We start from the raw sequence: 11,753 nt of genomic DNA on the forward strand, positions 1-11,753 counted from the left end.
CCGGAAGGTCCTGCCAAAATGGTCCGTCACAGGTGCAGCTTCCGGTACGGTGCACGGATGGACCTTGGGTATGCACGGGTATCGACGCCAAAAGAGGATCCGACCCGGCATCCGAACTCCCTGTCGGCCACAGGCGTCGATCACGCGCGCATCCATGTTGATAAGACGTCAGGGGTCACCACCGCCCGCGCAGGCCTCCCTGCGGTGGCGGCCTACGCCCGAGATGGTGTCGTGCCAACCGAGATCTCCCCCGGCGTTCACGGTGGCATCCCAGCGGGAGATGGCAGCATGGGGAGATGACTCCTGCTCACGGTTTTTCCGGCTTCTTCCGGCGTCCCCAGCCCATCAAACCCAAGGCCGGTCAAGAATCGGTGTGGGACTACCCACGGCCGCCTAGGGTCGAGCCGCGACCGGAACGGGTCATCGTGCGGCTTGGCGGGCAGGTGGTTGCCGACACCACCGATGCAGTGCGCGTCCTGGAGACGAGTCATCCGCCTGTCTACTACCTGCCATTGGACTCATTCCCTGGCGGGGTACTCGTCCCGGTCGAGGGCACCAGCTTCTGCGAGTTCAAGGGAGAAGCCCACTACTTCGACGTCGTTGCCGGCAGAGTCGTCGTTCCCCGTGCAGGGTGGACCTACCCGGAACCCACCCGGGGTTTCGAGGCGCTCAGTACCCGAGTGGCCCTCTACCCGCGTCACATGGACTCCTGCGAGGTCAACGGCGAGCAGGTGACCTTCCAGGATGGTGACTTCTACGGCGGTTGGATCACCACGCAGATCGTTGGTCCGTTCAAGGGTGGCCCGGGCACGGCCGGGTGGTGAGCACGCCGCTCTCACGCGCCCGCAAGACTTGCCCCTGACTTTGCGTCTGACGGCTCCGTAAATGGTTGCCCTTCCGGGGCGACGGCCGCCGGCCAGCCTACGGGCTCTCTACCGAGGACCAGAATTCACGAGTTCGTAGTGTTCGACTGTGAATCGCGGCGGTATTTGGCGTTGTTCTGTCAGCGCTATGTGGCGGTGCTTTTCCATGGCCGCGGCCATCGCCATCGCGGACCACGCGCCCATTCGAGCTGTACCTGGCGTCGCCTTCGGTCCCGTTCAGACCAGTTCATTGCTTTCCATGCTCAGGTAGCGATACACGGTGGCGCGGCTGGCCCCGATGATCTTACCGATGTCGGCCGGCGTGAGCCCTTGGGCTTTCAGGTCGCTGGCGCGTTTGACCTTCGCATGCGCGGCCGTGACTTCCCGCCGTCCGGCCTTTCGCCCGTGTTCGGCGGCGACGGCCATGCCTGCCCTGGTCCGCTCGGCCAGCTGGTCCAGCTCGAGCTGGGCGAACGCGGACATGACGGTGAGCATGGCCCGGCCCATCGGCCCAGTCGTGCTGATGCCTTCCGTTACGCTGCGGAAGTGCACGCCCCGTTGTTCCAGGTCATCGATGAGAGCCAGCAGGTTCCGGGTGTTGCGCCCCAGCCGGTCCAACTTCCAGACCACTACCTCATCACCGTCGCGCAGGTGATCAAGCATCTTGTCCAGTTCGGGCCGGCTGACCTTCGTTCCGCTCACGCCGTGGTCAGTGAAGATCCGGTGGCAGCCCGCGGCATTCAACGCTGCATGCTGCAGATCGGCATTCTGGTCCGCGGTGCTGACCCTGGCATACCCGACACTCCCCATACCGACCCCTCCTAAGCTCATCAAAGGCCAATTTCCCTTTTGTTGAGAATAGCCCATATGAGACACATTGGTGAGACGAAGCACTGTCCAGGTAGACACCGGAATTGCTGGGATCCTGCAACCGACCGACCGACCGGCCGTCACGTCCTGATAAAGGATCCATTGCGAAGACAAGACGGCAAGCCCGTTTTGTTGATCCCTCGCGCTGTCGCTTTCCGAAGCCGACTGCACAGAATACCCGCGCTGCCTTTACGGATCGCAATCTAGCTTCGGACGGCCGTTCTCCATCGGCCGGAGCCCGCTCGGTTGCGGCGGCGGCGTATGGGTTGGCCTGCTGTGAGGACTTGCAACCTCCGGCTTTCCTGGCCGGCCCGCCCGCGCGGGTGTTATTCGCCGCGGGTGATGGCTTCGGCCTCGAATTCGGGGGTTTCGTGCACCGGGTGGTCGGCCCGGGTGAGCGTGCGGCGGAAGACGGCCAGCAGGAGGGCGCCGACCAGGGCCGTGACTGCGGCGAAGATGAAGGGGATTCCTGCACCGAAGACGGCCAGGCCTGTTCCCACCGGGGCGCCGATGGCGCCCCCAAAAAAACGGACGCCGGAGTAGGCGGAGGAGGCGACGGCACGGGGAAGGTCGCTGACTTCCATGACGGCTTCGGTGAGCACAGTGTTGGCCGCCCCGATTTCGAACCCGAGCAGCACGACGCACACGACGAGCCAGGGGGCGTTACCGGTCAATTGAGAGGCCGCGAAGTGTGTGGCGGCGAAAACCACGAGGGTGGCAGCGAGCACGCGGGTCGCGGAGAACCGGTGAGTGAGCCGCGGCGCGATGACGATGCTGGTCAGTGCCAGGCCGATCCCGAAGCCGGTCATGACCAGGCCGATGCCGACGGCGGACATGCCCAGCGGGTAGGGCACGTAGGCGAGAGTGACGAAGAAGGATGAGTTGTAGAAGAACGCGACGATACTCAGCACGAGGATCGAGCGGATGCCCAGGGCCTTGAAGGGCGCCGAAACGTGGCTTTTCTCCTGGGATTTACCGGCACCGCGCACCAGTGCAATGATCGCCACGAACCCGATTGCCACCAGAGTGGCCGTTCCCCAGAACGGGACAATCCAGGAAATCTCTCCGAGCAGGCCGCCGACCAGCGGACCGACTGCCAATCCGAGTCCGAGCGCGGCTTCGTAGAGGATGATGGCCTGGCCGGCCGTTCCGCCGCTGGCAGCGATGATGGAGGCCAGCGCGGTGGACAGGAACATCGCGTTGCCCAGTCCCCAGAGCGCACGGAAGGCGATGATGCCATCGATATTGACGGCAAGGGCACAGCCGACCGCGGCCGCAGCGATGACCGCCAGTCCGATCAACATGGTGTTACGCGTTCCGATGCGGGAGGAGAGCCAGCTGGTGAAGAACATGACCACGGCCGTGACCACCAGGTAGCTAGTGAAGAGGAACGAAGTCTGGGTCGGCGTGGCGTTCATGGCCTTGGAGATCGTCGGAAGGATCGGTCCGACCAGTCCGATGCCCATGAATGTCACCATCGAGGCAAAAGCGACAGCCCAGACTGCCGGCGGCTGGCGGAACAAAGAGCTGTGCGCCTCCGCGGGCGCCGCCGCTCCGATGTGCGTGGGGGCTTGAGTCATTGAGGAATTCTCCATTCTTCTGCGGCGCGATGGGGTGCAGCTGCTGCGACGGAGGGGCGTCATCACCTCCGGGGCTGGACCATCCGCCCGGGCCGTCGAACAGCGGGTGGAGGAACTACTTCACAAATAATACACTGATAAAATACTTATGTACTAATCGTGAACTTTAGGATGAGTGTATGACCTTGCCAGAATCCCCGAGGGATGACTTCATCACCCGACTGCGCAGCAGCTGGAAGCGGGCGCTGCCGGAGGTTGACACGTCGCCGGTGGAGCTGCTGGGGCGCATTACCCGCATCAGCGCCCTTTCCATCCAGCAACTGGACCGGGTGCTGGTCTCCAGCGGAATATCCCGTTCGGAATTCGATGTTTTGTGCGCCCTGGCCCGGAGCGACCGGCCCCTGCGGGCCAGCGAAGTCACCGCAGAGACCATGTTGAGCGGGGCGGCGACCACGAAACTCACGAGCCGGCTCGAAGCCATCGGACTCATCCTGCGCCAGCGACTTGAACGCGACGGACGGGTGGTGCTCCTGCAGCTCACCGACGCTGGCCGGAACCTTGTCGAAACGGAGTTCCCCCGCTGCGTGGCTCACGACCGCGAGCTGCTCGCCGGCCTGGATGACAGCGAACAGCGCGTACTCGCTTCGCTGCTGCAGCGCATCTCCGCCAACGCCGAAAGCAGCCGCTGACCACGCCCATCGGTGCCGCCGGACCCGACGCATCATCCGGAACAGCCCCATGATGGCGGATCCTCCAGGCCGAGTCCACCCGCGCGGATGTGCTCAGACAGTGTGGAAGGACTCCGACTGACAGGCCGATAGCGCCGCGGCCGATGAACAGATCGAGGCGCAACTGGCCCCTTTCGCGGCTACGCCGGGGCTGAGGCGGGCGGCGGGGCATGCATCGGCTGGGGTACAACCTCTCCAATCCGGTATGGACTGTGCGTACAAAGGCTTGCCGTGCCCGCACCCCTGGAGTCTGACAAGCCGCGGTTGAGGTCAAGCGCGATAAACCGGCGCCATACACGGGAAGGACGTTGACCAGATGCTGCATCTGATGCCATCTGACAGGTCCTCACGCCCAGTTCAGATCCGGTCATCCCTGCGACTTTGGAATCAACGGAAGCCGCGGGTCTGGGCCTTTTCCCTTTCGGAGAAAAGCAGACCCGCGGCTTCTGCGGCCATGGGGGGTCAGGCGACCCGGGCGCCCGAGGCGAGCTGGACGGCGACGTCGATGATCATGTCTTCCTGGCCGCCGACGTAGCCGGCTTTGCCGATTTCTTCGAGGATCTGCCAGGCGGGTACGCCGTAGCGTTCGGCGGCGCGTTCGGCGTGGATGAGGAAGGAGGAGTAGACGCCGGCGTAGCCCTGCATGATGGAGGCGCGGTCCATGATGGGCATCCGGGTGATGATGGGTTTGACGACGTCTTCGGCCGCTGCCATGACCCCGTGAACGTCGACCCCGGTGTGGATGCCCAGGCGTTCGAAGGCGGCGGCGAGGACCTCGGTGGGTGAGTTTCCGGCGCCGGCGCCGAGGGCCAGCAGGGTGCCGTCAATCTGTTTGGCACCGGCGCGTGCGGCGTAGACGGAGTTCGCGACGCCGAAGGACAGGTTCTGGTGACCGTGGAAGCCGACCTGCGCGTCGTCACCGAGTTCGGCGACCAACGCGGTTACCCGGTCCGATACGTCGTCCAGGATGAGGGCGCCGGCGGAGTCGACGACGTAGACGCACTGGCAGCCGGCGTCGGCCATGATCCGTGCCTGCTTGGCCAGGTTTTCAGGGGTGGTGCGGTGCGAGAGCATCAGGAAGCCCACGGTTTCCATGCCGAGCTTGCGGGCGTGGGCGAAGTGCTGGATGGAGACGTCGGCTTCGGTGCAGTGGGTAGCGATCCGGGCCACGGACGCTCCGGCGTCGTGGGCCTGGTTCAGGTCGTGGATGGTGCCCAGGCCCGGGAGCATGAGCACCGCGATTTTCGCGTTCCGGGCTTCGTCAACGGCAGCACGGACCAAGTCCAGTTCCGGGGTGAGGGAGAACCCGTAGTTGAAGGAGGAGCCGCCGAGGCCGTCGCCGTGGGTGACTTCGATGACTTCGATTTTGGCGTCGTCGAGGGCACGGACTATGGAGCGGACGTGGTCTTCGGTGAATTTGTGGCTCATGGCGTGGGAGCCGTCGCGCAGCGTGGTGTCGGTCAGCCGGACATTAAGGTTCTTGTCCGTGGCGGGTGCGGGGGTCATGGTCATGCTCCTACGGGGGTTGAAGAGGCGGCGGCGTCCATGCGTTCGGCCAGCAGGTCTGCGGTCCGGGTCGCGGCGGCCGTGATGATGTCGAGGTTGCCGGCGTATTCGGGCAGGTAGTCTGCGGCGCCCTTGACCTGGACCCAGACGCCCACCCGGCCGTTGCCGTCCCAGTCTTCGCGGGCGGAGTCGAACTGCGGCTCAACGCGCAGCGAGTAGCCCGGGACGTAGTCCTGGATCTTGGCCACGGCCTCGTCGATGGCTGCCCGGATCTTGTCCTGGAGTTCGCCGGGCTCGGCGGCTTCCGCCGGAATTGCGGCGTAGATCGTGTTGCGCATGATCATGGGCGGTTCCACCGGGTTGATGATGATGATGGCCTTGCCGCGTTTAGCGCCACCGACCTCCTGCAGGGCCTGGGCGGTGGTTTCGGTGAACTCGTCCACGTTGGCACGGGTTCCCGGTCCGGCGGACTTGGAGGCGATGGACGCAACGATCTCGGCGTAGTCGACCGGGACCACTGAGGAGACCGCGGCGACGATGGGAGTGGTGGCCTGCCCGGCGCAGGTGATCATGTTCACGTTCAGGACATCGGTCAGCGAATCCAGGTTCACTACCGGGCAGAGATACGGCCCGACGGCGGCGGGGGTCAGGTCGATCGCGTGGATGCCGGCAGCCTTGTACTTGGGCGCGTTGGCTTCGTGGGCCTTGGCGGAGGTGCATTCGAAGACGAAGTCCGGGAGTTCGTCCTGGGCCAGGAGCCAGTCGACGCCTTCGGCCGAGGTGGTGATGCCGAGCCGGGCGGCGCGTGCCAGCCCGTCAGAGGCGGGGTCGACGCCGATCATGTACTTGACTTCAAGGTTCTTGCTGCGCCGCATGATTTTGAACATCAGGTCGGTGCCGATGTTGCCCGAGCCGACAATTGCGGCTGTTTTCTTTGCCATGGGAGGGTCCTTAGTTTGTGAAGTGGATGGTGAGTGAGCCCAGCGGGCCGAAGTCCGCTACGGCGGTGCTTCCCACGCTGACCGGCTCGGCTTTGGTGAAGGAGCCGGGCAGGACCAGCTGGCCGGCCTCGAGGGCCACACCCTGCTCACCGAGGACGTTCGCGAGCCAGGCCAGCGGTGCTAAGGGGTGTCCCATGACGTCGGCGCCGGTCCCGGAGCCTGTCACCGTGCCGTCGATGACCAGTGAGCATTCGACGTCCAGCAGCCCTACGGGATCGGCAGGATCAATGGCAAGCGGCGTGGTGCCGACGGCGATGGCGCCGCAGGAGGCGTTGTCAGCCACCGTGTCCACGAGTGTGATATCCCAGTCCCTGATCCGGGAGTCGATGATTTCGATGGCCGGGTACACGGCGCCGATGGCGGCCGCTGCCTGTTCCAGCGTGACGCCCGGACCCTTGAGCCGGGACTTGAGGACGAAGCCGAACTCGGGTTCGACCTTCGGCTGGATGAACGTCGATGCCGGGACGCTGTCACCGTCGTGATGGACCATGTCCTCAAAGAAGAAGCCGAAGTCCGGTGAGTCCACGCCCAGCTGCTGCTGCATGGCCAAGGATGTCAGGCCCACCTTCCGGCCCGCCAGCACACGGCCGGACGCAAGGTGGTGATCCAACTGGACCGTTTGAACATAGTAGGCATCCCGGAGGTCCATGCCCGCCAGCCGGTCCCGCAGAGGGGCCACGGGAACCAGGGAGCCGGTGGCCTCCAGCAGTTCCGCGGCCAGCTGGTCCTTCAGTTCAGTACGGGCGGTTTCGATCTGTGTGCTCATCAGTTCACCATCGCTGTCGTCACGCCGAAACCGGCAATGAATTCGGGAATCGGGCGGTAGTACTCGGAGGTCACGGTGTATTCGCCTGCTGCGCGCAGCGCGTTGTAGGCGGCCACCCAGGTGCGGACCTCGTGGGCGGAGTTGCCGGCGGTCGCGGCCATCTGCGCTGCGGTCCAGGTGTCCAGTTTTTCCAGCTCGCCGGAGGCAATGATGGACAGGAACTCGCGGTCCCATTCGGGGTTCAGGTCCATGATGTTGGCCTCTCCCTTGGCGAAGGCTGCGGCGGTATCGATGACCCGCTGTTGGCGGGCGTTGCGGGCTGCAGCGGTGGGGTGCCGGCCGTTGAGGAGCATGGCCTTTTGTTCCGGGGACGCCGTGGCGATCTGGGGTACGGGCGGGTCGTGGGAGAGGCCGCCGGAGCCGACCAGGAGCACCTTTTTGTCCAGGGTCTTCAGGTAGTTCCCGACGGCGGTACCGAGCTGGCGCACGCGGCGCATGGAGGCGAAGGGGGGAGCTACGGAGTTGACAAAGATCGGGATTACCGGCTTCGCCGCAATGGAGCCGAACAGCACTTCCAGCGGCTGCACCGCGCCGTGGTCGATTTCCATCCTGAGGGAGATCGCGGCGTCAAGGTCGGCGTCGATGACGGCCTGTGCCAGCTCCTTGGCGATGTCGGTGGGGACGTTCAGCGGGCCTTCCTCGCTGCCGTAGTCGCCGACGCCCACGGCTTCGTAGCCGATGCAGAACGGGGGCATGAGCTCGTAGAAGAAGCCGTTGTAGTGGTCGGGTGCGAAGGAGACCACGAGGTCGGGGTTGAAGTCCTCCACAAACTTGCGGGCGACGGCGAACGCGCCGTCGACGTCCTTCCGGATTTCCTCCGGGGGGTCGGTGACCTCCAGCAGGGGGCTATGCGACATGCAGACGAGTGCGAGCGTCATTGCTTACTCCTTCCTTGAAAGACATTGCGGTGAGGATGGCGGCGAGGGTCTTTGGGGCGTCCTGGGCCAGGCAGGCTCCGGCAACGAAGCGGTCCGGGCGGACAAACACCACCGGGGTGGGGCGCTCATCGAACCATTTCTTGAGCCGGCCCGTTGTGTCGCCGGCAACGATGACCTCTGCCGGGTAGCGCTCCTCACACCAGGTCCGCTGGCTTTCGGGAACGAGGCAGACCAGCTGGGCGCCCAGCTCCTCGAGCCTGGCCAGGTCGGTGGGAGAGAAGACGTCCTGGGGATTGTTGCCCCAGACCAGGACGGTCCACCATTTCCCGGTGACGTCATCGAGCAGGACGTTGGCCTGCGTTTTGGTGGTGACGCGCGGCTGGGGGAACTGGACGCCGACCGGTGAGATCCGGGTGTTGGCCGTGATGATCGGGATCAGTTTGCCGGTGAGTTTGGCGAGGGCGGAGCCCGGTTTGTGGCTGGTGGGGTCGACCACGACGCCGCGGGTGTAGCGCGGCATGGGTTTGAATTTCATGTCGGCGAAGTAGGACTTCACCTGTGGGAAGAGGTTCAGGCCTGCCGCGATGGCGTCCCTGGAGGCCACCATCGCGGGGTGGGTTACTTTAATGACGTTGCCCAGGGTGAGGGAGAGGTCAACCATCGCCTTGGCGTGGTCCCGGCGTTCGACGTCGTAGGTGTCCAGCAGGTCATCGGTGGCCTGCCCGCGGAGGATGGTGGCGAGCTTCCAGGCCAGGTTGGTGGCGTCGCGGACTCCGGAGTTCCAGCCCTGGCCCATCCAGACGGGCATGAGGTGGGCGGCGTCGCCGGCGATCAGGACCTTGCCCCGGCGGAAGGAGCTGGCGATGCGTGCGTGGTGGGTGTAGACGCGGCGGCGGATGAAGTCCAGACGGGCCGGATCCGGTACGTGTGTGGCCAGGAGGCCGTTGACGAAGTCGGGGTCGGTCACCATGTCATCGGTCTCGCCGTCGAACAGCATGAATTCCCAGCGGCGGATGGCGTGCGGGAGTCCGATGGAGACGTAGGGGCGTTTCGGGTCGGCTCCGAGGAAGACGTTGGGAGTTCCGAGGGGGTCGTTGTTGACGTCCACGACCAGCCAGCGGGTCGAGGGGGATTTGCCGTCGAACAGCACGCCCATCCAGAGCCGGGTGGCGGAGCGTCCGCCTTCGCAGCCGACCACGTACTTGGCATGGATCTGCTTCAGCTCGGTCTTGCCGTCGGCGTCTTTGACGTTGACCGTGGCCAGGACGCCGTTGGTGGTTTCCCGCAGCGAGAGGACCTCGTGGTTGAACCTGACGTTCACCGAGGCATGCCGGGACAGACCCTCCAGCATCGCCTGATCCACCAGGGGCTGAATGAAGGCGTTCTTGCGGGGCCAGCCGAACTCGTCGGTGGTCGGGGCGTTGTGGGTGAGGATCCGGCCCTTGCCGTTGACCAGCCGCATGATGTGCTGGGGTGTGGTGTGGGGCAGGACGGTGTCGGTGAGTCCGGCGGTCTGGACCGAACGCAGGGACTCGTCATCGATTCCTACCCCGCGCGGGTAGTCGATCAGCTCGGGCTGGGCCTCGAGCAGGGTCACGTTCTGGCCGTAGGTGCCCAAAAGGTTGGTCAGCATCAGGCCGACGGGGCCCGCGCCGATCACCAGTACGTCTGTGTCAAACTCCATGGTGGTTCTCTGTTCTGTGTAAGCGCGAAGCTGGGAGGGAAGCGGTCCGCATCAGCGGGCCAGCATGAAGTCCAGGAAGATGCGGTTGAAGGTTTCCGGGTCCTCGTACTGGGGCCAGTGGCCGCAGTTCTCCATCACGGCGAGTTCGCCGTTGGGGATGAGCCCGGCGATGCGGCGGCCCTCGTCTACCGGGCCGGAAGGGTCCTTGGTGGTCCAGAGCACCAGCGCTGGTGCCTTGATCTGGGCCAGTGCCTCGTCCGTCAGCATGTTCCGCTTCCGGGTTTCGGGGTCCTGCAGGGCCATGTTTGCCTGGCACGCCTTGAGCCAGTCCGGCTGCTGGAAGATCGCCTGGCGGGTGCGGATAAGGTCGTCGGTGACCATGGCGGGATCGGCCATGAGCCATTCGAGCCGGGTTTTGACCCGCTCCCAGGACGGATCCTTGGCTGCTTCCATGGACAGTGTGTAGAGACGCTCCATCACCACAGGGTTGGCCATGGTGCCGCCCATGGTGTTCAACAGGATGCGCTCAACTTTTTCCGGGTAGTCGATGGCGAACTGTGCTGTGACCCAGCCGCCCAGGGACTCCCCCGTCAGGTAGGACTTCTCGACACCGATGGCGGCCATGAAGCCCAGCAGCTGCTCGATGTAGTGCCTGATCTCCAGCGGATGCTCCGGCTTGGAACTGTAGCCATGGCCGATGAAATCGATCGCCCACACATCGAAATGCTCCGAGAGCGCCTTCAGGTTCCGCACGTAGGCCTCGGCGTGACCGGTGATGCCGTGCATCGCGATCAGTGTCGGCTTGGACGAGTCTCCGGCGTGCAGGTACCGGGTCCGATACGGCCCGGCCTGGATGAAGCCCTGGCTGAACTCCAGCTGGGCAAGGTCGGACCAGACGCTGGCGTATTCATGCTTCGTCATGCAAGACTCCCTTGGCTTGTTGCATATATCGCACTTCAAAAGGCGATATTTACACTCGTGTTGATATGAATCAGATCACATTCACGTCCCGGGTGTCAAGGTTTGGAGTGGCCGTCAGGCGAGGCGGCTGGAGATGCGTTCCGCCGCGGCGATGATTGCCCCTACGGAAGATTCCGCTTTTTCCTTGCGCGTGGTGATGAGGTTGATGCAGCCGGCGATACCTGGCTCCCGGCCCTTGATCGGGGCGGCGACGCCGTACATATTGGGTTCAACTTCGCCGAAGGTGATCGCGTAGCCGTTGATTCTCGCCATCCGGACGTCCTCGGCCTCGCCGGCCGAGGGTCGCTGGCTCGCCTGGATCGCCAGTCCCGCGGCGCCCCTGTTGAGAGGATGGCGGCTGCCCTGGGCAAAGGACACGTGATAAGAGGGCCCGCGCGGTTCCACGACCGCCAGGGCCACGGCATCGCCGCCTTCCCTGATGAGCAGGGAAACCGTGGAGGCCAGCTCGTTCGCCACGTCGTGTAGCACCGGAAGGGCTGCGGCGCGGAGGGAATCGTGTGCGGCGGATGTGAGCTGCAAGAGGCCTGCAGCGCCGCGGTACCTGTTGTCATCCTCACTGCGGTGCACTATGTCGGCATCGCTGAGCGTGTTGAGGATGCGGTAGGCGATGGTCCGGTGCACCCCCAAGGCCTCGGCGACGTCGTTAATTGCCATGCCGTCCCGCGCTCCGGCAATCGCCTTCAGCGCCGCCAGCCCCCGGGCAAGCGTCTGGGATCCAGCGGTCCGTGAAGGGCTTGGGATCTCTTCTGTAGTCACATGCACATCCTAATGAGCCGCCGAACACGGGATTGACATTCACCGTGAGATGAATCACTCTTTTACTAATAGCGTACATG

General features: G+C 64.6%; 12 protein-coding genes. 3 read left to right on the top strand and 9 right to left on the bottom strand.

Translation table 11 applies throughout. From position 1 onward, the window contains the following. The first annotated feature begins 57 nt into the window (after nucleotides 1-57). Nucleotides 58-300: a recombinase family protein gene (locus tag ACQCST_RS18000; protein WP_426997081.1), complete on the top strand. Its 243-nt coding sequence runs from the start codon at nucleotides 58-60 to the stop codon at nucleotides 298-300. After that, complete coding sequence (locus tag ACQCST_RS18005; RefSeq protein WP_426997082.1) at nucleotides 297-824, top strand: DUF427 domain-containing protein; 528 nt, start codon at nucleotides 297-299, stop codon at nucleotides 822-824. The genes ACQCST_RS18000 and ACQCST_RS18005 overlap by 4 nt, the downstream gene beginning before the upstream one ends. Nucleotides 825-1,100: 276 nt before the next feature. Here ACQCST_RS18005 and ACQCST_RS18010 read toward each other — a convergent pair whose 3' ends face one another. After that, nucleotides 1,101-1,673 (bottom strand): recombinase family protein, encoded by a 573-nt coding sequence (locus tag ACQCST_RS18010; RefSeq protein ID WP_426997083.1) that lies wholly within the window; start codon nucleotides 1,671-1,673, stop codon nucleotides 1,101-1,103. Nucleotides 1,674-2,059: 386 nt separating this feature from the next. After that, the gene (locus tag ACQCST_RS18015; protein ID WP_426997084.1) at nucleotides 2,060-3,313 is read right to left on the bottom strand and encodes an MFS transporter; all 1,254 of its coding nucleotides are present in this window, start codon (nucleotides 3,311-3,313) and stop codon (nucleotides 2,060-2,062) included. Between the two features lie 179 nt (nucleotides 3,314-3,492). Here ACQCST_RS18015 and ACQCST_RS18020 point away from each other — a divergent pair, with 179 nt between their 5' ends. After that, nucleotides 3,493-4,002: a MarR family winged helix-turn-helix transcriptional regulator gene (locus ACQCST_RS18020; RefSeq protein WP_426997085.1), complete on the top strand. Its 510-nt coding sequence runs from the start codon at nucleotides 3,493-3,495 to the stop codon at nucleotides 4,000-4,002. Between the two features lie 501 nt (nucleotides 4,003-4,503). Here ACQCST_RS18020 and dmpG read toward each other — a convergent pair. The 7 genes from dmpG to ACQCST_RS18055 form a co-directional block, all read right to left on the bottom strand. Further along, nucleotides 4,504-5,547: a 4-hydroxy-2-oxovalerate aldolase gene (gene dmpG / locus ACQCST_RS18025; protein ID WP_426997086.1), complete on the bottom strand. Its 1,044-nt coding sequence runs from the start codon at nucleotides 5,545-5,547 to the stop codon at nucleotides 4,504-4,506. A gap of 2 nt (nucleotides 5,548-5,549) precedes the next feature. Further along, nucleotides 5,550-6,488, bottom strand: a complete 939-nt coding sequence (locus ACQCST_RS18030; protein WP_426997087.1) for an acetaldehyde dehydrogenase (acetylating) — start codon at nucleotides 6,486-6,488, stop codon at nucleotides 5,550-5,552. Nucleotides 6,489-6,498: 10 nt separating this feature from the next. Further along, a complete protein-coding gene (locus ACQCST_RS18035; RefSeq protein ID WP_426997089.1) occupies nucleotides 6,499-7,314 on the bottom strand; it encodes a 2-keto-4-pentenoate hydratase in 816 nt (271 codons plus the stop codon). Next, entirely contained in the window at nucleotides 7,314-8,252 is a 939-nt protein-coding gene (locus tag ACQCST_RS18040) for a 3-carboxyethylcatechol 2,3-dioxygenase (RefSeq protein WP_426997090.1), read from the bottom strand. The genes ACQCST_RS18035 and ACQCST_RS18040 overlap by 1 nt, the downstream gene beginning before the upstream one ends. Next, nucleotides 8,221-9,936, bottom strand: a complete 1,716-nt coding sequence (locus ACQCST_RS18045) for a bifunctional 3-(3-hydroxy-phenyl)propionate/3-hydroxycinnamic acid hydroxylase (RefSeq protein ID WP_426997091.1) — start codon at nucleotides 9,934-9,936, stop codon at nucleotides 8,221-8,223. The genes ACQCST_RS18040 and ACQCST_RS18045 overlap by 32 nt, the downstream gene beginning before the upstream one ends. 51 nt (nucleotides 9,937-9,987) lie before the next feature. Then, nucleotides 9,988-10,857 carry an alpha/beta fold hydrolase gene (locus ACQCST_RS18050; RefSeq protein ID WP_426997092.1) on the bottom strand — a complete coding sequence of 290 codons (870 nt, stop codon included), beginning with the start codon at nucleotides 10,855-10,857 and terminating at the stop codon, nucleotides 9,988-9,990. Between the two features lie 114 nt (nucleotides 10,858-10,971). Next, nucleotides 10,972-11,673, bottom strand: coding sequence for an IclR family transcriptional regulator (locus ACQCST_RS18055; RefSeq protein ID WP_426997094.1), 702 nt, complete (start codon nucleotides 11,671-11,673; stop codon nucleotides 10,972-10,974). Between the last annotated feature and the right edge of the window lie 80 nt (nucleotides 11,674-11,753).

It is taken from the genome of Pseudarthrobacter sp. N5, assembly GCF_050157035.1.
Taxonomy (GTDB): domain Bacteria; phylum Actinomycetota; class Actinomycetes; order Actinomycetales; family Micrococcaceae; genus Arthrobacter.